General features: G+C 65.8%; 19 protein-coding genes. 9 read left to right on the top strand and 10 right to left on the bottom strand.

Annotation, left to right across the window (positions count from 1 at the left end; genetic code table 11):
* Window positions 1–2: 2 nt before the first annotated feature.
* The 3 genes from rpsP to HH800_RS02705 all read right to left on the bottom strand — a co-directional run bounded on the left by rpsP (window position 3) and on the right by HH800_RS02705 (window position 2,891).
* A complete protein-coding gene (gene rpsP, locus HH800_RS02715; protein WP_004208098.1) occupies window positions 3–443 on the bottom strand; it encodes a 30S ribosomal protein S16 in 441 nt (146 codons plus the stop codon).
* A 41-nt stretch (window positions 444–484) separates the two neighbouring features.
* Window positions 485–1,975, bottom strand: a complete 1,491-nt coding sequence (gene ffh, locus HH800_RS02710; RefSeq protein ID WP_169860119.1) for a signal recognition particle protein — start codon at window positions 1,973–1,975, stop codon at window positions 485–487.
* Window positions 1,976–2,168: 193 nt separating this feature from the next.
* Entirely contained in the window at window positions 2,169–2,891 is a 723-nt protein-coding gene (locus HH800_RS02705; RefSeq protein ID WP_169860118.1) for a hypothetical protein, read from the bottom strand.
* Window positions 2,892–3,040: 149 nt separating this feature from the next.
* Between HH800_RS02705 and HH800_RS02700 the strand changes: the two genes are divergently transcribed.
* Window positions 3,041–4,441, top strand: coding sequence for an amino acid permease (locus HH800_RS02700; RefSeq protein ID WP_169860117.1), 1,401 nt, complete (start codon window positions 3,041–3,043; stop codon window positions 4,439–4,441).
* Between the two features lie 142 nt (window positions 4,442–4,583).
* Here the strand turns inward: HH800_RS02700 and HH800_RS02695 are convergent, their stop codons facing one another.
* Genes HH800_RS02695 through HH800_RS02685 form a run of 3 tightly spaced genes read right to left on the bottom strand, consistent with a single transcriptional unit; the run spans window position 4,584 to window position 8,766 of the window.
* Window positions 4,584–6,110, bottom strand: coding sequence for a DHA2 family efflux MFS transporter permease subunit (locus HH800_RS02695; protein ID WP_004208105.1), 1,527 nt, complete (start codon window positions 6,108–6,110; stop codon window positions 4,584–4,586).
* A 12-nt stretch (window positions 6,111–6,122) separates the two neighbouring features.
* The gene (locus HH800_RS02690; RefSeq protein WP_010336804.1) at window positions 6,123–7,259 is read right to left on the bottom strand and encodes an EmrA/EmrK family multidrug efflux transporter periplasmic adaptor subunit; all 1,137 of its coding nucleotides are present in this window, start codon (window positions 7,257–7,259) and stop codon (window positions 6,123–6,125) included.
* Entirely contained in the window at window positions 7,252–8,766 is a 1,515-nt protein-coding gene (locus HH800_RS02685) for an efflux transporter outer membrane subunit (protein ID WP_169860116.1), read from the bottom strand. Before HH800_RS02685 ends, HH800_RS02690 begins: the two co-directional genes overlap by 8 nt.
* 90 nt (window positions 8,767–8,856) lie before the next feature.
* On the opposite strand from HH800_RS02685, the gene HH800_RS02680 reads away from it, so the two are divergent.
* Window positions 8,857–9,510 (top strand): TetR/AcrR family transcriptional regulator, encoded by a 654-nt coding sequence (locus tag HH800_RS02680; protein WP_169860115.1) that lies wholly within the window; start codon window positions 8,857–8,859, stop codon window positions 9,508–9,510.
* 52 nt (window positions 9,511–9,562) lie between these two features.
* Window positions 9,563–10,186, top strand: coding sequence for a response regulator transcription factor (locus tag HH800_RS02675; RefSeq protein WP_037507792.1), 624 nt, complete (start codon window positions 9,563–9,565; stop codon window positions 10,184–10,186).
* Here HH800_RS02675 and HH800_RS02670 read toward each other — a convergent pair.
* From HH800_RS02670 to argH, 4 genes are read right to left on the bottom strand one after another with little or no spacing between them, the layout of a single operon-like run.
* The gene (locus tag HH800_RS02670; protein WP_169860114.1) at window positions 10,167–10,925 is read right to left on the bottom strand and encodes a siroheme synthase; all 759 of its coding nucleotides are present in this window, start codon (window positions 10,923–10,925) and stop codon (window positions 10,167–10,169) included. The two genes, HH800_RS02675 and HH800_RS02670, sit on opposite strands and share 20 nt — an antisense overlap.
* Window positions 10,925–12,190: a diaminopimelate decarboxylase gene (lysA, locus tag HH800_RS02665; RefSeq protein ID WP_169860113.1), complete on the bottom strand. Its 1,266-nt coding sequence runs from the start codon at window positions 12,188–12,190 to the stop codon at window positions 10,925–10,927. Before lysA ends, HH800_RS02670 begins: the two co-directional genes overlap by 1 nt.
* A 25-nt stretch (window positions 12,191–12,215) precedes the next feature.
* The gene (locus tag HH800_RS02660) at window positions 12,216–12,482 is read right to left on the bottom strand and encodes a hypothetical protein (RefSeq protein WP_169860112.1); all 267 of its coding nucleotides are present in this window, start codon (window positions 12,480–12,482) and stop codon (window positions 12,216–12,218) included.
* Between the two features lie 5 nt (window positions 12,483–12,487).
* The gene (gene argH, locus HH800_RS02655; protein WP_099231393.1) at window positions 12,488–13,855 is read right to left on the bottom strand and encodes an argininosuccinate lyase; all 1,368 of its coding nucleotides are present in this window, start codon (window positions 13,853–13,855) and stop codon (window positions 12,488–12,490) included.
* A gap of 43 nt (window positions 13,856–13,898) precedes the next feature.
* On the opposite strand from argH, the gene HH800_RS02650 reads away from it, so the two are divergent.
* From HH800_RS02650 to HH800_RS02625, 6 genes are all read left to right on the top strand, one after another.
* A complete protein-coding gene (locus HH800_RS02650; protein ID WP_169860111.1) occupies window positions 13,899–14,501 on the top strand; it encodes a TlpA family protein disulfide reductase in 603 nt (200 codons plus the stop codon).
* Between the two features lie 251 nt (window positions 14,502–14,752).
* On the top strand, window positions 14,753–17,323 hold the full coding sequence (locus HH800_RS02645) for a TonB-dependent receptor plug domain-containing protein (RefSeq protein WP_026109329.1): 2,571 nt from the start codon (window positions 14,753–14,755) through the stop codon (window positions 17,321–17,323).
* 157 nt (window positions 17,324–17,480) lie between these two features.
* Complete coding sequence (locus tag HH800_RS02640) at window positions 17,481–18,617, top strand: aminotransferase class I/II-fold pyridoxal phosphate-dependent enzyme (protein ID WP_169860110.1); 1,137 nt, start codon at window positions 17,481–17,483, stop codon at window positions 18,615–18,617.
* Window positions 18,614–19,873: an aminotransferase class V-fold PLP-dependent enzyme gene (locus HH800_RS02635; RefSeq protein WP_169860109.1), complete on the top strand. Its 1,260-nt coding sequence runs from the start codon at window positions 18,614–18,616 to the stop codon at window positions 19,871–19,873. The genes HH800_RS02640 and HH800_RS02635 overlap by 4 nt, the downstream gene beginning before the upstream one ends.
* Window positions 19,874–19,892: 19 nt before the next feature.
* Complete coding sequence (locus HH800_RS02630; RefSeq protein WP_099231394.1) at window positions 19,893–20,318, top strand: RidA family protein; 426 nt, start codon at window positions 19,893–19,895, stop codon at window positions 20,316–20,318.
* A gap of 84 nt (window positions 20,319–20,402) precedes the next feature.
* Entirely contained in the window at window positions 20,403–20,690 is a 288-nt protein-coding gene (locus tag HH800_RS02625; protein WP_169860108.1) for a LysR family transcriptional regulator, read from the top strand.
* The last annotated feature ends 7 nt before the right edge of the window (window positions 20,691–20,697 follow it).

The following is a 20,697-nucleotide window of genomic DNA, read 5'->3' as shown; positions in this document are numbered from 1 at the left end:
GATCAGCCCTCGGCCTGCTCGGCAGCAGCTTCCTCAGCGGGAGCGGCTTCTTCAGCGGCCGGAGCAGCGGCAGCGGCAGCGGCTTCGCGCGCAGCTTCTTCAGCCTCGGCAGCCTTGGCGGCGCGGTCTTCAGCGCGGTCCTTGGCCTTCTGGCCCGGCTCTGCCTTCTTCGGGTTGTTGCGAGCAGCGCGCTCCTTCACGCCAGCGGCGTCCAGGAAGCGGGCAACGCGGTCGGTCGCCTGGGCGCCGGCGGCAACCCAGTGCTTCGCACGCTCGACGTCGATGATGACGCGCTTTTCGTCGCCCTTGGGCAGGACGGGGTTGTAGCTGCCGATGCGCTCGATGAACTTGCCGTCACGCGGGGCGCGGCTGTCGGCCACGACGATGCGGTAATAGGGACGCTTCTTGGAGCCGCCGCGCGACAGACGAATGGAGGTTGCCATGGAACTAGACCTTTCTAATCAAACCAAATTACGGAAATTGCTTATTTCTTCATAAAATTCTGAAAGCCGGGCGGAAGCTTGGGCATGTTGCCGCCCAGACCACCAAGGCCACCCAGACCCGACAGGTCGGGCGGACCGCCCTGCCCATCCGCGCCGCCCGGTCCACCCAGGCCGCCCAATCCACCCATGCCACCGCCGGTGAACATCTTGACCAGCCCCTTGAGGCCGCCCATCTTGCGGATCTTCTTCATCGCCGATTCCATTTCCTGATGCATTTTCAGGAGACGGTTAACGTCCTGCACGGTGCGGCCGGCGCCCTTGGCGATACGGATCTTGCGCTTGGCGTTGATCAGCGCGGGCTTCTCGCGCTCCTTGGGGGTCATCGACCCGATCATCGCGTCCAGATGCAGCAGCGTCTTATCGTTGGCGCCGCTATTGGCCATCGCCGCCTGCGCCTTCTTGAGGCCCGGCAGCATGCCGGCCAGCGCGCCCAGACCGCCCATGCGGCGCATCTGATTGAGCTGGCTGCGCAGGTCGTTCATGTCGAACTGACCCTTGGCCATCTTCTTGGCCAGCTTGTCGGCTTCCTCGGCGTCGATCGTCTCGGCGGCCTTCTCGACCAGGCTGACGACGTCGCCCATGCCCAGGATGCGCTGGGCAACGCGGGCCGGATGGAAGGGTTCAAGGGCATCCAGCTTTTCACCGGTGCCGGCAAACTTGATCGGACGGCCGGTGACCGCGCGCATCGACAGCGCCGCGCCGCCACGGGCGTCGCCGTCCATACGGGTCAGCACGACACCGGTCAGCGGCACCTGCGCGGTGAAGCTGGTCGCCACGTTCACGGCATCCTGGCCGGTCAGCGAGTCGACCACCAGCAGGATTTCCGCCGGATTGGCGACGTCGGCGACCGCCTTCATCTCGTCCATCAGCGCCTGGTCGACATGCAGTCGGCCGGCGGTGTCGAGCATGACCACGTCGAAGCCCTGCAGCTTAGCCGACTGCAGCGCGCGCTTGGCGATCTCCACCGGCTGCTGGCCGGCGACGATCGGCAGGGTCGCGACATCGATCTGGGTGCCAAGGACGGCCAGCTGCTCCTGCGCGGCCGGGCGCTGGACGTCGAGCGACGCCATCAGCACCTTCTTGCGCTCCTTGTCCTTCAGGCGCTTGGCGATCTTCGCGGTCGAGGTCGTCTTGCCCGACCCCTGCAGGCCGACCATCATGATGACGGCCGGCGGGGTGACGTCGATCAGCAGATCGCTGGTTTCGGCGCCCAGCGTCTCGGTCAGCGTGTCGGAGACGATCTTGACGACCATCTGGCCGGGCGTGATCGACCGCAGCACATCGCTGCCGACAGCCTTTTCGGTCGCCTGGTCGACGAACTGGCGGACGACGGGCAGCGCCACGTCGGCTTCCAGCAGTGCGACTCGCACTTCGCGCATCGCGGCACGGACATCGTCCTCCGTAAGCGCACCGCGCCCACGCAGCTTGTCGAATACCCCACCGAGACGATCGCTTAGCGAATCGAACATCATCACCTCAATTCGGGCCAAGGCCCGGAAAATCCATGCACCACCCCAAAACGACAAAATCGCCGGCGGGCGAAAACTCGCCGGCCAGCGTCCATTCGATATCCCTCTTGGATATCCTGGAGTCGTCAGGGTTCCAGGACCAGAGTCCCGGATGCAGGGCGCCCATTAAGCCAAAGCGGCCGCAAGCGCAAGTGCGCTATCCCGCAGCCAGCGCGGCCGCCGCCCCAACGACGATCGCCGTGCGCCCCAGCAACTCGACCAGCAGCAATCGCCCGGCGATCACCGCCAGCCCCCAGCGATAGGCCGGATGCACCGCGCCGCGCAGTCCGGCATCGGCGCGCATCGCGATCCCGACATAGAGCAACTGCATAAGCGTCGCGCAGGCGCCCGCCCATGGCCCCAGCAGCGGCATCGGCAATATCCGGCCGAATGCCGGCTCCATCATCGCGATGGTCCCGCACAATATCAGCCGCTTGTGCCAGTCGCTCCGCTGCCGCAGCAGGATCGCCACAAGCGTCAGCGCACCAAAGGCCAGCATGTCGAGCGGCCCCAGCACCAGGAATATGCCCGACGGGAAGAAAGGCGGCACCCGCCCCATCTGCACCGCCAGGATGGACGTCGCGATACCCCAGGGGATCAGGAAGCAGGCAAGCCCGGCCGCAACCCAGCCCAACTGGCGATGGAGATCGGTCCGCCGCTGCGCCACCAGCAGTGCCTGCGCCAGGAACAGCAGCGTCCATGCCAGCAGCGACAGCGCATGGACATGCACCCACCAGGGCACGGTCGCCACGTCGACATAGCCACGCAGGGCAAAGCTGCCGAAGCCGCCAACCACGGTGACGGCGACCAGCGCCGCCATGCCGGTGAAGATGCGCCGTTCCCGCGCCTGTCGTTCCACTGCACCGATTGCCGTCGCCATTGCGTCGACCTCCCGCTCTTTGGCAACAATAGCGCAGCAACCACGCCCAATATTGTAAGAAGTCGCCACGTTCCGGCTCGGCGCTTGCGCCCGCCCGTCGTTTGCGCCAGCAAACCCGCCACAGACCGCATAACAGGGGGAGCTTTTCTATGAGTTGGACACGTCGCAAGCCGATGGAGGCGATGACGCCCCAGGGAGGCGGCCACAGCATGGCGCGCACCCTGTCCTGGCCGCATCTGCTGGCGCTGGGCGTCGGCGCGATCGTCGGCACCGGCATCCTCACCCTGATCGGCGTCGGCGCCGATCGCGCCGGCCCCGCCGTCCTCATCTCCTTCGCCATTGCCGGCGCGATCTGCGCCTGCGCCGCGCTCGCTTATGCCGAACTGTCGACCATGATGCCGGCAGCGGGCAGCGCCTACAGCTACTCCTATGTGGTACTGGGCGAAGGCATTGCCTGGATCGTGGGCTGGAGCCTGATCCTCGAATATTCGCTGGTCGTCTCGACCGTGGCGGTCGGCTGGTCGGGCTATGCCGCCCCGCTCCTCACCCCGCTCGGCTTTCCCGAGGCACTGACCAAGGGGCCGGAGCTTGGCGGCCTCATCAACATCCCAGCCATATTCATCATCGGCGTCGTCGCTGCCCTGCTGATGTTCGGCACGCGCGAAAGCGCCCGGCTCAACACGCTGCTGGTGCTGATCAAGATCGCGACCTTGAGCCTGTTCGTCTGGGTCGCCCTGCCCGCCTTCGACGCCCAGCATCTCGAACCCTTCATGCCCTTCGGCTTTGCCAAGCATATGGGGCCTGACGGCATCGAGCGCGGCGTGATGGCCGCCGCCGCGATCATCTTCTTCGCCTTCTACGGCTTCGACGCGATCTCGACCGCGGCGGAGGAAGCCAAGAACCCGGACCGTGACCTCGCCATCGGTATCGTCGGCTCGCTGATCGTCTGCACCCTCATCTATGTGCTGGTCGCCGCCGCAGCGGTGGGCGCCATGCCCTTCACCCGCTTCGCCGACAGCCCCGAACCGCTCGCCCTCATCCTGCGTGAAATGGGCCAGGAGTCGATCGCCCGGATCGTCGCGATCGCCGCCGTCATTGCGCTTCCCACCGTGCTGCTGGGCTTTCTCTACGGCCAGAGCCGCATCTTCCTGGTGATGGCGCGGGACGGCTTCCTGCCGCAATCGCTCGCCCGCATCTCGAAGCGCGGCACCCCTGCGCGCATTACCGCCGTCACCGCCGTGCTGGTGGCGATCATCGCCGGCGTGCTGCCGATCGACCAGATCGCCGCGCTCGCCAATGCCGGCACGCTGATCGCCTTCACCGCCGTCGGCGCCTGCCTGCTGATCCTGCGCCGCCGCGCGCCGGACCTCAAGCGCCCCTTCCGCACGCCAGCGGCGACGCTGGTGGGCCTGGGTGCCGTGCTAGGCTGCGCCTATCTGTTCCTCAGCCTGCCGATGAAGACCATCTATGCCTGCCTGATCTGGAACGCGATCGGCCTCGCCGTCTATTTCCTCTACGGCCAGAAGCGCGCCACCGCCGGCGCGCGCTGAGAGACCGTTTGAGAAAGCCGGTGACGAAAAATCGATCTTTCGCGATTTTTCAAACAGACTCTGAGGCATCAGCGCACCAAAATGAAAAAGCCTCCCGCTGCACCAGCAACGGGAGGCTTTTTCTTGGTCTCGACAGTGCCGATCAGTGCGCGGCCGACGTGTCCACCGGCCCGCTGGGCTTGGGCGCCAGCCAGACGATCACCGCCGCCGCAAACAGCACCAGCGCGGAGATGAAGAAGACATAGTCGACCGAAATGGCGATCGCCTCCTGCTCCACCAGATTGGATATGGTCTGGCGGATCTGCTCGGTCGTCATCCCCATGCCCGACAGCGCGCGCTGCGCATCATCGGGCTGCAGGGCGCCGGCCAGTTCGTTGCGCGACACGCGCTGGCTGTCGCTCCACCCGGTCAGCACCAGCGACGTCGCGATCGCGATCGCCATGGTCCGCAGGAAATTCTGCAGGCCGGCGGCCGACGCGGTCTCGCTCGGCGGCACCGACCCCAGGGTCAGCGTCGTCAACGGGATCATGAAGAAGGGCATGGCGAAGCCCTGCACAAACTGCGGCAGCGCCAGCCCGAAAAAGTCGATGCCGCTGGTCCAGTGCGCCCGCCACAAGGTCATGCAGCCCAGCCAGAAGACCGCGCCCGAAATCATGATGCGCGGATCGACCTTGCCGGTGAAGCGGGCCGCGAACGGCGCGCTCATCACCGCCGCCATCGCCGTGAAGGCGGTGACGATGCCCGACCAGGTCGCGGTATAGCCCATCGACATCTGCAGCCATTGCGGGATGACCACGATGCTGGAGAAATAGGCGCCGAAGGCCAAAGCCAGCGTGAAGACGCCCGATGAGAAGCCGATATGCCGGAACACCCGCAGGTCGACGATCGGATGCTCCTCGGTCAGTTCCCAGATGATGAAGACGATGAAGCCGATGCCGGCCAGGATGGCGAGCGTCAGGATCAGCGGGTCGGAGAACCAGTCATGGTCGCGACCGATGTCCAGCATCACCTGCAGGCAGCCGATCCAGAAGATCAGCAGGCACAGGCCGATCTTGTCGATCGGCTGGTGCGCCGTATCGGTCTCCACCGGCCGCAGCATCGCCATCGCCGCGAACACGCACAGCGCCGCGATCGGCAGGTTGATGAAGAAGATCCAGTGCCAGCTCCAATTGTCGCTGATATAGCCGCCGACGATCGGCCCCATGGCCGGCCCCAGCAGCGTCGTCATCGCCCACAGGCCCATGGCACGCGGCCGCATTTCCGGCGGGAATATGCGCAGCAACAACGTCTGCGACATCGGCATGATCGGCCCGCCGCAGATGCCCTGGCCCAGGCGCGCGGCCACGATCATGCCCAGCGTGGTCGACAGGCCGCACATCATCGAGAAGAAGCCGAAGCCGATCATCGCCCAGATGAAGGTCCGCACCACGCCGAAACGCAGCGCCAGCCAGCCGGTCAGCGGCACGCAGATCGCCTCCGCCACCGCATAGGATGTGATGATCCAGGTGCCCTGGTCGCCGGAGATGCCCAGATTGCCAGCGATATGCGGCACCGAGACATTGGCGATGGTCAGGTCGAGCACGACCATGAAGTTGCTCAGCGCCAGCACCAGCCCGGCAAGCGTGCGGGTGCGCGGCGAGAGCAGATTGAAGGTTTCGGGACCGCTCACGCGCTCGCTCCCTTACTTGCCGGCCAGATCGATCTCGACTTCGGTGGACAAGCCCACGCGCAGCGGATGCTCTGCCAGTTCCTTGGGGTCGAGCGCGATGCGCACCGGCAGGCGCTGGACCACCTTGATCCAGTTGCCAGTCGCGTTCTGCGCCGGGATCAGCGACAGCGACGAACCGGTGCCGCCGGAGAAGCCCACGACCTTGCCATGATAGACGACGTCGCCGCCATAGATGTCGGCCACCACCGTGGCGGGCATGCCCACCTTCACATGGCGCAGCTGGCGTTCCTTGAAATTGGCGTCGACATAGACCTGCGACAGCGGGACGATGCTCATGATCGGGCTGCCCTGCGCCACGCGCTGGCCGATCTGGACCGCACGCTTGGTCACCACGCCGTCGATCGGCGCACGGATGATCGTGCGTTCCAGGTCCAGCTTGGCGTCTTCCAGCTTCGCCTTGGCAACCATCACCGCGGGATCACTTTCCTCGGTCGAACCGCGGATCAGCGCGTCGTTGGCGGCCAGCTGGCCGGTCGCGGCATTGCGGGTCGCCTGCGCGGTCTCGACACCGGCACGGGCCAGATCCAGCGCCGCCTTGGCAGCGGCATAGGATTTGCGCGCCGCGGTGACTTCGTCACCCGAAACCGCGCCGCCCGCGACCAGCGCCTCGCGACGCTGCAGGTCGATGCGGGCCTTGTCGAAATCGGCCTGCGCGGTCGCCAGCTGGGCACGGGCCTGGACGATGTCAGCGCCACGCGCCTCGACCTGCGCCGACAGCGAACCGCTGGTCGCGCTGGTCTGGCGGAAGCGGCGACGGGCATCGGCCAGATCGGCCTCGGCCTGCTGCAGCGCGATCTGCGCATCGGTCGGGTCCAGCTTCACCAGGATGTCGCCACGCTTCACAGTCTGGGTGTCGGTGACGTTGACCTCGATCGCCTGCGCCGACAGCAAGGGGGTCACCTGGGCGACCTCCGCATTCACATAGGCATTGTCGGTGCTGACATGGTTGCGGCCGATCAGGAAATACCAGGCCGCCCACAGGACACCGACCACCAGCACGGCGATCGCCAGACGGGTCAGCCAGGTCTTGCGGGCATTGCCGCGCTGCTCGGCCAGTTCGGGGGAAGTTTCGGTGGCGGCATCAGCCATTGGGTCGATCCTTGGACTGAGCGTCGCTCGCGGCAAAGCCGCCGCCGAGCGCGCGAATGAGGGCAATATCGAGAGAGAAGGCGCTCGCTTCCAGCTGCGCGACGGACTGACGCGCCGCGAGCAGCTGGTCTTCGACGTTCAGCACGTCGAGATAGGTGGAAAGCCCGCCCTTGTAGCGTTGCTGGGCGACGCCATAGGCATCCTGCGACGCGGCCAGCGCCGCCTTGGCGTCGGTCAGCCGCTGGTCCAGCGTCCGGCGGCTGGTCACGGCGTCGGCGACGTCCTGATAGGCGCCCAGCACCGTCTTGTCATAGCTGGCGACCGCCTCGTCATAGGTCGCGCGCGCGCCGCGATACTGGCCGCGCAACTGCCCGCCATGGAAGATCGGCAGGCTGATCGCCGGGCCGGCGCTGCCGAACAGCGAATCCTTCTTGAACAGATTGTCCGCAAAGGACGTCGACCCGCCCGAAGCACCGGTGCCGGTGAACAGCGTTTCATACCCCAGCGACTGGACGCCGATCAGGGCGCTCAGGCTCACCGCCGGATAGAAGGATGCTCGCGCCACCTTGATCCGGCTGGCAGCAGCCTGCGTCCGGGCCAGCGCGGCGGCGACGTCGGGACGACGCGCCACCAGATTGGTGGTGACGTCCGCCGGCAGGCCCAGTGGCGCCAACTGGCCGATCTGCGGCCGGGTCATCGCCAGGCCACGGTCCGGCCCGGCGCCGATCAGCGCGGCGATCTGATGCTGGCGCAGTTCGATCGCCACGCGGGCGGCCGCCAGTTGCGCCTTGGCCGAGGACACGGTGGCGTCGGCCTGGCGCACGCTGCCGCGCGTTTCCAGGCCATTCTGCCGGCGGTCGGCGACCAGCTTCTGGCTGGCCGTGCGGATTTCCAGCGTCCGCTCCTGGATTTCCGCCTCGTCATAGAGGCGGGCCAGGTCGGCATAGGCATCGGCGATCGCGGTGGTCAGCGCCAGGCGTGCCTGCTGCGCGTCGATCTCGGCCGCGCGGGCCTCCGACGTGGCTGCCGCCAACGACGCCCGGTTCTTGCCCCACAGGTCGATGTCCAGACCAAAGTCCAGCCCGACCTTGCCGGTGCCCAGCCAGCCCTGCGGCACGAAATCCTTGGGCATGCCCATATTATAGCTCTGCTTGGTCACGCCGGCATTGGCCGTGGCGTCGACCGTGGGCAGCAGCGCCGCGCCCGATTGCTGGGCCATCGCCGTCGCCTGGCGGAAGCGCGCCAGCGCCACCGCCATGTCGGGCGAATTGCGCAGCCCCTCCTCGATCAGCGATGTCAGCTGCGGATCGCCATAGGCGCTCCACCAATTCTCGCTAGGCCAGGCAACCGTGTCGGCGCTCAGGCTGCGCCCCGCCTCCACGCTCTGCGGCGCACGAATCTCGGGCTTGTCGCCCAGATCAGGTATTGAAGCACAGCCGGCCAGAAGCAGCGCTGTCACTGCAATACCGCCGGTGCGAATGGAAAAACTGATGCGACTCACGGACATATCCAAACCGTACCATCCAGTATGAAAATCGCCTTTGCCCCGCCATACCACCCTTGTCAATATAAATAGCGTACTCTATGGTACGCTTATATGACATGCTCAGAAAAAGCTTTAGCCCCCAGTCGTCGGGAGGCCCGCCGCCTCGACCGGCGCCAGACGATATTGGAGGTGGCTGCCCGGCATTTTCTGGAAAATGGCTATGCCGCGACCAGCATGTCAGCCATCGCCGCCATATTGGGCGGGTCGAAGGGCACGTTGTGGAATCATTTCCCTTCCAAGGAGGAATTGTTTCGCGCGGTTCTCGAAAATGCGACCAGCACCTATCGCGCGCGGCTTTCGGAAATATTGGACCCCGGCGGCGACCTCGCCTCGACGCTGCATCGCACCGCGCTCAGCCTGCTCGAAAAGGTGACATCGCCCGAAGCGATCGCCCTGCACCGGCTGATCGCGTCGGAAGGTGGCCGTTTCCCGGAAATGAGCCGCATCTTCTATGAAATGGCGCCCAGCCATACCCGCATGCTGCTCGCCCGTTTCCTCGAAGGGGCGATGGACCGCGGCCAGTTGCGCCGCGACGATCCCGACAAGGCCGCCCGCGTGCTGATGCGCCTGACGACATCGGGCTGCCATGAATTGCTGCTACTCAGCCAGATCGAACGGGTCACGCCGCAACAGATGGAAAGCGACGCCGCCTTCGCCGTCGACATCTTCCTGCGCGCCTATGGCGCAGAAGGCATGGCGCGTTAACCATTTCTTTGCCGCCAGCTTCTATCCTGCCGATCGCAGGAGTTGCTATCCAATGCCGTTTTTCAAGCGCAAGCCCCTTCATCAGATCGTCGCGCAGCAGCCGGAAAGCGGGGCCACAGCCTCGCGCCGGCTGCGCGTGCTGCTGATCGACGAGAATGCGACCGCCCGCGCCGTCATCGCTCGCCGCCTGTCGCGGCTTAACTATGACGTGGTGCTGGCCGAAAACGGCTTCATCGCTCTCAACCTGCTGGTCACGCGTCCGGTCGACCTGATCCTGATCGACATGGACCTGCTGATGCTACCCGCCGTGGCGACGATGAAGCGCATTCGCGCCACCGCGCTCGCCCCCCATGCCTGCATCGTCATGCTGACCGGTCGCATCGACAGCCAGTCCGCCGTCGAAGTGCTGGAGGCCGGCGCCGACGACCATATCGTCAAGCCATTCGATTTCGACCTGCTCGATGCGCGGCTGCGCCATCTGTGCGCCCGCGCCGAACGGCTCGGCATGCTCAGCCGGCACAATGCCGAGCTCGACGCCCGCATCGCCCGCCGCGCCGTGGAACTGGGCGAAACCCGTGACGCCCTGCAGGAAATGCAGCTCGACCGCGCCCGCCTCGTCTCCTCGATCCAGGCCTTGCAAGATGAAGTCGCCCGCCTCAGCGCGCGGCAGAACTGACCCATAGACTGAGGCCAGCGCCAAGCCGTTCGGGCGGACCATTCGCCGCGATCCGCTCGGCATCCGCCCGCGCCCGGTCCAATATCGCCGGCGCCACCGACCCATCATGATAGACCCGGTCGGCCAGCGCCAGCATCCGCGCATCGCGCACGCTCAGATCATCGGGATCGGCCGACGACAGCCGGACAAGATATAGCGCGCTATTGTCCGCCTCCAGGCCCTCCGCCAGCCACACATCGACATCCGGATCAAACCCTAGCGGATCAATCGCCCCGCCCGGCGCCAGCGCCTTGCCGATTGCCTGCCGCCGCGCGCCCGCATCGGGCCACAGGTCGCGCAACCGCCCCCGCGCCGCGAACAGCGCCCGCGCCAGATCGCCCAGCCCGCTCGGCAACAAGGCCTCGATCCGCTGCCGCAGCGCCGCCGCCAGTCCCGCCGACGCCCCACCCGTGCCGATCGCGATCAGCACCGGATCGCGATCGACGATCGCCGGCAGGGTGAAATCGCACAGGTCCGGCTTGTCGGTCGCATTGACCAGCACGCCGCGCGCGCGCAGTCGCGCCACGACCGCCGCGTCGCCATCCGACACGATTGCGACCCGTGCATCCGCATCATCCTCGCCGACGATGCGCGCGCCGGCGCGCTCCAGCAGCCGGCGCTTGGCATCGGCCGCCTCGCCCTGTCCGGTCAGGATGACCGCCCGCCCCTCCAGCCGCAGAAAGACGGGCAGGCTGTGCATCAGCCAGCCACCCAATCGGGGATATGGTCGCCCGCGATCAGCGCCTCGATCGGCGGACGCGCGCGGACCACGGCCCATTTGTCGCCCGACACCAGCACTTCGGGGGTCAGCGATCGGCTGTTATAGGTGCCCGCCATGGTCGCGCCATAGGCGCCCGCGGTCATAAAGGTCAGCAGGTCGCCGGCCGCCACCACATCCATGTCGCGGCCCATGGCGAAGGTATCGCCGGTCTCGCACACCGGTCCGACCACGTTCGACGCGATCCGGTTGCCGTCCGGCGCCACCGCGCGGATATCGTGCCATGCGTCATAGAGGCTGGGCCGCATCAGGTCGTTCATAGCCGCGTCGACGATCACGAACGGCGCCTGCGCGCCCTGTTTGACACGGATCACCTTCGACAGCAGCACGCCGGCATTGCCCACGATCACCCGGCCCGGCTCGAACATCAGCCGCGCATCCCAGCCCTGCGTCACTCGCGTGACCATCGCGCCATAGTCGGCCGGACTCGGCGGCAGCGGCTGCGACGGGTCGTAGGGCACGCCCAGGCCACCGCCCAGATCGGCGGTGCGGATGTCATGGCCCGCCGCGCGCAGCTGCTTGATCAGCGCGCCGACCTTGACGAAGGCCGCCTCTAGCGGCGCCAGGTCGGTCAGCTGGCTGCCGATATGCACGGCGACGCCCTGGACATCGAGGCCCGGCAGGTCGCGCGCGGCGGCATAGCTTTCCAGCGCCCGGTCATAGGGGATGCCGAACTTGTTTTCCGACTTGCCGGTCGAAATCTTGGCATGGGTACCGGCGTCGACATCGGGGTTGATGCGATAGGCGACCGGCGCCTTCTTCCCCATCGACAGCGCCACCTCCGACAGCATTTCCGCTTCCGGTTCGCTCTCCAGGTTGAACTGGAAAATGCCCAGCTCCAGCGCCAGCTTCATTTCCTCGGCGGTCTTGCCGACGCCGGAAAAGACAATGCGGTTGGCCGGAATGCCTGCCGCCACGGCGCGCTGCAATTCGCCGCCCGACACCACGTCCGCACCCAGCCCCAGCTTCGCCAGCGTCGCCAGCACGGCGGCATTGGGATTGGCCTTCACGGCAAAGGCGATCAGCGGATTGTCGAGCTGGGACAGCCCTTCGCGGAACACGCCGACATGGCGTTCCAGCGTCGCGGTCGAATAGACATAGACCGGGGTGCCGACCTGCTGCGCAATTTCCGTCATCGGCACCTGCTCCACATGCATGGTGCCGTCTACATAATCGAAATGGTCCAAGGTCTGATCCTTGCGGGAATAGGGACTATTGTTGCGGCCGGCTTTCCGGTGGCAGGTCGAACTCGTCATTGCCGCGCTGGCGCGACTGGGTCAGCAGTTCGACGTTGCGCTCCGGGCGGGCCTGGGTGCCCGGATCCATCATGTCGGCGGCGGTCGGCGCAGTCGCCGCCCCCACCGGCACGGCAGGCAATTTCTGGCCCGCCACGGGTTTGAGCGATTCACGGCCACCACAGGAGGCCAGCGCCAGCGCCATTGCCCCGATCATCAGCCCATTGCGGATATGCCGTGCCATCTGCCTCACTCCTGCGTCGCGCGCGCCGCGGCAATCCGGGCGCGCACCTGATCGGGCGCCGTACCGCCATGGCTCTTGCGGCTGGCGACCGACGCATCGACCGTCAATACCGCATAGATGCGATCGTCGATACGCGCGTCGATGGCCTTGAGCGTTTCGAGCGGCAGGTCAGCCAACTGCACGCCGGCTTCCTCCGCCGCCGCCACCGCACGACCGGTGATATGATGCGCCTCGCGGAAGGGAATGTCGCCCTCGCGCACCAGCCAGTCGGCCAGGTCCGTCGCGGTCGCGAAACCGCTCTCGGCCAGCCCGCGCATCCGGTCGGTGCGGAACGTCACCGTCTCGATCATCCCGGTCATCGCCGCGATCGACAGGCCCAGCAGGTCATGCGCCTCGAACACCGGCGGCTTGTCGTCCTGCATGTCCTTGGAATAGGCGAGCGGCAGGCCCTTCATCGTCACGCACAGCGCATTCATGCAGCCCATGATGCGGCCGGCATGGCCGCGCACCAGTTCGGCCGCGTCGGGATTGCGCTTCTGCGGCATGATCGAGCTGCCGGTCGAATAGGCGTCGGGCAGCTTGACGAAGCCGAAGGGCTGGCTCGCCCAGATGATGAACTCTTCGGCCAGGCGCGACAGATGCAGCGACGCCTGGGTCGCGGCCATCAGATAGTCGAGCGCGAAGTCGCGGTCGGACACGCTGTCCAGGCTGTTGTCGGTCGGCTTGGCAAAGCCCAGCGCCGCCGCCGTGGCATGGCGATCGATCGGGAAGCCGGTGCCGGCCAGCGCGGCGGCGCCCAGCGGGCATTCGTCCAGCCGCACGCGCGCATCGGCAAAGCGGCTGCGGTCGCGGCGCACCATTTCATAATAGGCCATCAGATGATGGCCCAGCGTCACCGGCTGCGCCGACTGGAGATGGGTGAAGCCCGGCATCACCGCATCGACATGTTCCTCGGCGCGGGCGAGCAGCGCCTGCTGCAACCCGGCCAGGCCCGCCATCACCTCATCCATGGCGTCGCGGACCCACAGGCGGAAATCGGTCGCCACCTGGTCGTTGCGGCTGCGCGCGGTGTGCAGGCGGCCGGCCGCCGGGCCGATCAGTTCGGCCAGCCGCGACTCCGTGACCATGTGGATATCTTCCAGGTCCAGATTGACCGGAACGCCATTGGCTTCATATTCCGCCGCGATCCGGTTCAGCCCCTCGGTGATCGCCTGCGCATCCTCGCCATCGACGATGCCCTGCTTGGCCAGCATTGCGACATGCGCCTTGGACCCGGCGATATCCTGTTTCCACAAGCGCTTGTCGAAGGGGATGGAGGCATTTATCTCACGCATGATCGATGCCGGGCCGGCCGCGAACCGGCCACCCCACATGCTGTTGGAGCCTGCTTCCATGATATCGTCCTTGCGCTCGGTAATGACACTGCTCCTGCTGGCTGGGCTGGCGGCATGCGATAGGCAATCCCCGCCCGCGGGGCAAGCCAATGCGAGCGCCAGCGGCAAGGTGACGGGCGACGAAGTGCAGCCCGCTGCCGGCGGCGGCGCCAAGGGCGATTTCAACTACACGATCGACCGCAGCAAGGCGGGTACACCTGCGCCGACCTTCGCGTTCGAAAATCCGCAGGGTGGCACGGCGACCCTACAGGACTTTGCCGGCCGCCCGCTGCTGGTCAATCTCTGGGCGACCTGGTGCGCGCCCTGCGTCGCGGAGATGCCGACGCTCGACGCCCTCGCCGCACAAAGTGACAGAGAAGGTGACAGGAGCCTGGTCGTTTTGACGATTTCGCAGGACGTGCAGGGCCAGGCCGCGATCAAGCCTTTCTTCGCCAAGCACAGGCTGCCTCACCTCAAGGGCTGGACCGATCCGGAGAACAAGCTCGGCCTGGGCTATGCCACCGGCGTCCTGCCGACCACCGTCCTCTATGATGCCAAGGGCAAGGAGGTTGCGCGCGTGGTCGGAGCCATGGACTGGACCGGCGCAGAAGCCCACAAGCTCATCGCCGTCGCAAAAGGCGGATAAGGCACAATTAAATCAACAACGAACCATAACCAAAAACCCGCCATGCCAATTGATTGCAAAATTCACATGAGAAATGCAAAATTGAACATTGCGACATTGATGCAACAAAAAATATGCTGCAGAGTTCAGTCGCTGAGATATGCGTGAAATATGTCACTTTTACTTAAATTTTGTGCGGCGCAATAGAGGATAGTCCGCAGATCGTTCGTCCCTCCGAGTGTCAAGATAATGACAATATCAGGGGGCATAGAATGAAGAGACTTTCCGCGCTCAAGCTTTCTCTCGTGATTGCGACATCCTGGTCGGCCTGCGCCATGGCGCAGGAAGCACCGCAGGAACCGCAGGCCGATGAAGGTGCAGCCATCATCGTTACCGGCACCCGTGCCGTCGGCATGTCGGCCGCCGAAGCTGCCGCACCCGTTCAGGTGCTCAGCGAAGAAGCCATCGCCCATGTCGGCCAGCCGAACCTCAACCAGGCGCTGACCCAGATCGTTCCCAGCTTCACCGCCCAGACCCAGGGCACCGACATGTCGAGCTTCTCGCTGTCGGCTCGTCTGCGCGGCCTGAGCCCCAACCACACGCTGCTGCTGGTCAATGGCAAGCGTCGCCACGGCTCGGCCATTCTTCAGGTCGCCACCGGCCCGTTCGGCGGTTCCGCCGCGCCCAGCCTCGACCTCATTCCGCCTGATGCCGTCGAACGCATCGAAATCCTGCAGGAAGGCGCCGCCGCCGTTTACGGTACCGATGCGATCGCGGGCGTCATCAACCTGATCCTGAAGGACGATACCGAAGGCGGCAGCTTCAAGATCACCGGCGGCCAGAATTACGACAGCGAAGGCGAAACCTTCTCGGTCTCGGGCAATGTCGGCTTCAAGCTGGGCGAGGATGGTTATTTCAACCTCAGCGGCTTCCACCGTCGCCAGGACTATACCACCACCGGCACCGGCCAGGTTCAGGTGACGCAGCTCGACGGTTCGCTGCAGCCCAACGCTCCCGCGCAATGGTCGAACCTGACCGGCGACGCGCTGGCGGGCATCAACGGCGGCCAGCCCAAGACCTATCTGACCGAATTCTTCTACAATATGGGCTATGATTTCGGCGGCGTCGAGCTCTACAGCTTCGGTAACTATGCCCGCCGCATCGGCTATGCCAAGCAGGGTTATCGCCACCCCAAGCGCGTCTGCTACGAAAGCGGCAATCTGGGCGGCAGCGTCACCACGGCGGCTTATGATCCCAGCATCTGCTATGGCAACACCGGCGTCGTCGGCATGGTCCCGCTGCAGCATGTGACCGAGGACGAATATAGCTTCACCGTCGGCGCCAAGGGCGAATTTGGCGGCGGCTGGAACTATGATCTGTCGACCACCTATGGCCATGACAAGAACGAGATCTGGACCGAGAATTCGGCCCATCGCGAAGTCTGGCAGGAAACCTATGCCCAGTATCTGAACGGTTCGGGCGTCCTGCCCAACACGCCGGACTCGGCCTATGACGGCGGCTTCCGCCTGAGCCAGACCACGGTCACGGCCGACATCCGCAAGGAATTCGATCTTGGCCTGGCCGATCCGCTGACCTTCGCCTTCGGTGGCGAATATCGCCGCGACACCTACACCATCGTCGCGGGCGACTATTATTCCACCTACAAGACCGGCGTTCAGTCCTTCCCGGGCTACAAGGAAAGCGACGCAGGCGACTGGAACCGCAGCGCCAAGGCCGGCTACATCAACGTCATCGTCAACCCGGTCGAAAAATGGACCGTCGACCTTGCCGGCCGTTACGAAGATTATTCGGACTTCGGCGACACGCTGATCGGCAAGGCCACCACCCGCTTCGACTTCAGCGATGCGGTCGCCATCCGTGGCACCGTCAGCACCGGCTTCCGTGCGCCGACGCTGGCCGAACAGCATTATTCGACCGTGGCCGTCGGCCCGACCAGCGCCGTTGCGGTGCTGCCGGCCGGTTCGCCTGCGGCGACCCTGCTGGGCTTCTCCGCGCTGAAGCCGGAAAAGTCGACCAACTTCTCGGGCGGCTTCGTCTTCCGTCCGATCCCCAAGCTCGCGGTCACGCTTGATGGCTATCTCATCAAGATCAAGGATCGCATCGCCCTGACCGCGGCCCGTTATGCCGTCCAGGGCGGCGTTGCGACGGCGGAAGCCCCGGCAATCATCTCGGCGCTGCAGGCAGCTGGCGTGGTGTTTGACGCGGCGCTGCCGAACATCGGTGCGCAGAGCTTCACCAACGGCATCGACACCCGCACCTGGGGCATCGACTTCTCGGCCGCCTATCCGGTGGCCCTGGACTTCGGCAGCCTGAACCTGTCGGTCTCGGCCAACTACAACAAGACGAAGATCACCAAGAACAAGATTCCGACGGTCTTCAGCAATATCTCTGAAAGCTATGTCGAAGACGCTTCGCCCGACTACAAGGTCGTGCTGGGCGCCCTGTTCAAGAGCGGTGCCTTCACGGTCAACCTGCGCGAGACCTTCTATGGCAAGACCAGCGTGCTGGTGCAGCCGGGCGTGTCGAGCGCTTCGCTGATCGCCGCCGGCCTGCCGACCATCTATGAAGCGAAGGTCAAGCCGACCGGCATCACCGATCTGGAAGTCAGCTATGCGTTCAACGACGCCATGACCTTCTCGCTCGGCGCGAACAACCTGTTCGACAAGGTCCCGGAAACCCCGGCCCTGCTGACGGGCGTGACCATCCCGGCGGGCACGTCGCCCTATATCAACGGGTCGACCACCTATAACAGCCCCTATGGCTTTGGCCCCTACGGCACCTCGGGCGGCTATTACTACGCGCGTATCGACTTCAAGTTCTGATAGGCTAGAACTGAAGGGCCGGTCTCCCAGGAGACCGGCCCTTTTGCTTTGTTAGCAGTCTGAAGCCGGTCGACATGACCGGCGGCTCGCAGGACGCGGCAACAATGATAGGGATGTGGATCGATGCCTCGATCCCCATCAGGGGGAAGCGAAAACCATGACCGACCGTCCGGACACTCTCAGCCGCCGCATGCTGATGCGCGGTGCCATGGGCGCGGCGGCAATAGCCGGTGCGGCGCCCGCCCTCGCCCAGCGCGACCGCAAGGTGGCGATGAGCGATGATCCCAAGGCCATGGTCGCCACGCTGACCGACGGCATCTTCATCAACAGCAACGAAAATCCGCTCGGCCCCGCACCCGCCGCGCTGCAGGCGCTGTCCGGGCTCGATCCGCTCGCCGGCCGCTATGGCATGGCCTTCGCCTCGAAGCTGGAAAGCCTGTTCGCCCGCCAGAACGGCCTGTCGCCCGACCAGGTTCAGGTCCATCCCGGCTCCTTCATGCCATTGCGCTCGGTCGCGCTGACCTACTCGTCCAAGACCCGCCCGATCGCCTATTTCGAACCCACCTTCGATCAGGGGTTCCTGGGCAAGGGCAACCAGCCGGTCACCCGCGCCGTCGCTCTGCCGCTGGCCGGCGACTTCACTGCCGACCTGCGCAAGCTGCTGGCCGCCGCGCCGGACGCAGGCGTCTATTATCTCTGCAATCCCAACAATCCGACCGGCCTGCCGATCCCGCGCGCCGACATCGAATGGCTGCTCGCCAACAAGCCGGTCGGTTCCGTGCTGCTGGTTGACGAGGCCTATATCCATTATAGCGACGCGCAGAGCTGCCTCGACCTGGTGGCCAAGGGCGCGGACATCCTCGTCACCCGCACCTTCTCGAAAATCTACGGCCTGGCCGGCCTGCGCTGCGGCCTGATCGCCGGGCGCAAGGATCTGCTCGACGGCATGGCCGACTATGGCGTCAACATCACGCCGATGCCCGCCGTGGTCGCGGCCGAGGCGAGCCTGCTCGACCCGATGCTGCTCCCCCAGCGCAAGGCCTATAACAAGGCGGTGCGCGACGATCTCTTCGCCTGGCTCGACGCGCGCGGCCTCAAATATCTTCCCTCGCAGACCAGCTTCGCGATGATCCATGTCGATCGCCCCGGCGCCGATGTCACCGCCGCCCTCGCCAAAGAGAAGATCTTCATCGGCGGCCCGCGCAAGCATATGGACGATTGGGTCCGCGTCTCCTTCGGCACGCCGGCCGAGATGCAGGCGTTCAAGATCGCGCTCGCCCGGATCATGGCATGAGCCTCAGCCGGCGCCAGGCGTTGGGGGCAGCGCTCGCCGTGCCGCTGGCGGCACAGGCCGCCCGCGCCGTCGCCGCACCGCCATCGCTCCCCGACAAGGCCAGTTTCGCCGCCACCCCGGTCGCCTATCTCGACAGCGCCTCCACCCATCCGGTGAGCCTGGGCGCCAAAGCCGCCGCCGACGCCTATCTCGCCGGCCGCACGCTCGATCCCGTCGCCGCCGCGCGCAAGCCGGTCGATCGTGCCGCGCTGATCGCGAAATTCGCCACGCTGATGGGCGCCGATGCGGACGAGATCACCTGGGTGCAGTCCACCACCATGGGCGAACAGGCGGTGCTGCGCGCACTGGGCTTCCCGCATGCTGGCGGCCGCGTCGTCACCGACACGCTCCATTTCTACGCCGCCTTCCCGATGTATCAGGAAATGGCGAAACAGGGCGTCGATGTCGCCTGGGTGCAGGCGCGCGAGGGCCGCATCGCTCCCGAGGACATGGCCCGCGCCATCACGCCGGGGACGAAGCTGGTCAGCGTCTCGGCCGTCTCCACCTATAATGGCTTCCAGCATGACCTGAAGGCGATCAGCGCGATGGCGCACAAGGTCGGCGCGCTGGTCTATGCCGACATCATCCATGCCGCCGGCGCAGTGCCGATCGACCTGCATGACAGCGGCGTCGATTTCGCCGCCTGCGCCACCTATAAATGGCTGATGGGCGATTTCGGCCTGGGCTTCCTCTATGTCCGGCGCGGTGTCGCGGACCAGCTGCCCCGCACCGAATATGGCTATTATGGCTTTGCCGCGCCCGATGCGCCGCCGGGCATCGGCCTGTCCCCGCCGCAAACCCATATCTTCCCGCTCGATCCGCACGGCGATGCACCGACCAGCTATGTCGCCCGCCCCGGCGCGCTCGGCCATTTCGGCACCGGCACCTATGCCCAGGCGATCAGCGCCATGCTCGATCATTCGATCAGCTACATCTCGGCGCTCACCGTCCCGGCGATCCAGGCCCATGCCCAGCGACTGATCGGCCAGCTGCGCGACGAGCTGCCGCGCAAGGGCTATCGCCTCATCACCCCGCCAGGCACGACCAGCCCGCTGCTGAGCGGCGTCCTGCCCAATGCGAAGGGCCTGCTCACCGATCCGCTGGCGCGGGCACAGGTCCGCCTGTCCGTCCACGACAATTATTTCCGCATCTCGCCATCGGTGTTCAACGATGACAGGGATGTCGAACGGCTGATCGCCGCCCTGCCCCGCGTCTGATCCTTTTCGGAGCCCTATGATGAAAAAGCTGCTCGCCCCCGCCCTTCTCGCCAGCCTCATGATCGCCGCCCCCGCCGCCGCGCAGAAGCCGCTGCCCGCCAAGCTGCCCTTCTCGCCCGCGATCCGGGTCGGCGACATGCTCTACATGTCGGGCCAGATCGGCCAGGTGCCCGACGGCATGGACCCGCACAAGGAAGGGTTCGACGCGGCAGTGAAGAATGCGATGGATTCGATCGGCAAGATCCTCAAGGACAATGGCCTCGACTTCGGCCATGTCGTCAAATGCACGGTGATGCTGGACGACATGGCCGACTGGCCGCGTTTCAACACCACCTATGTCAGCTATTTCGAGGGCAAGCGCCTGCCCACCCGCAGCGCCTTCGGTGCCGACGGCCTGGCGCTCGGCGCCCCGCTCGAAGTGGAATGTCTGGCCTCGTTCAAATAGGCCAGCCGGGCCTCGCCTGGACCGTCATGGACAGGCGAACCTCCCGTCTTTCCTACACGCGTTTTTCCTGATCTATCCTGATGGATGGACCAGCCCCTCCCCAATCCGCCCATCCCCGCACCCCGGCGCGCCCGCCGCCAATGGACGCCCGATCGCCAGCGCCGCTTCCTCGCCGCGCTGCTCGAAACCGGCAATATCAGCCATGCCGCGCAACTGGTCGGCATGTCCCGCTCCAGCGCGCACCGCTTGCGCGATCGGCTGGCCGGCACCGGCTTCGACCGAAGCTGGGCCAACGCGCTGGCGCTCCATGCCGCCCGCCGGGCCGATCCGCTCGCGCCGATCCGCCCGCACAAGGGACCGATCGGCCGATAAATGTCGC

The organism is Sphingobium yanoikuyae, assembly GCF_013001025.1.
Classification (GTDB): Bacteria; Pseudomonadota; Alphaproteobacteria; order Sphingomonadales; family Sphingomonadaceae; genus Sphingobium; species Sphingobium yanoikuyae_A.
Note: the sequence above shows the minus strand (reverse complement) of the source record. Positions and strands in the feature narration are given on the sequence as shown.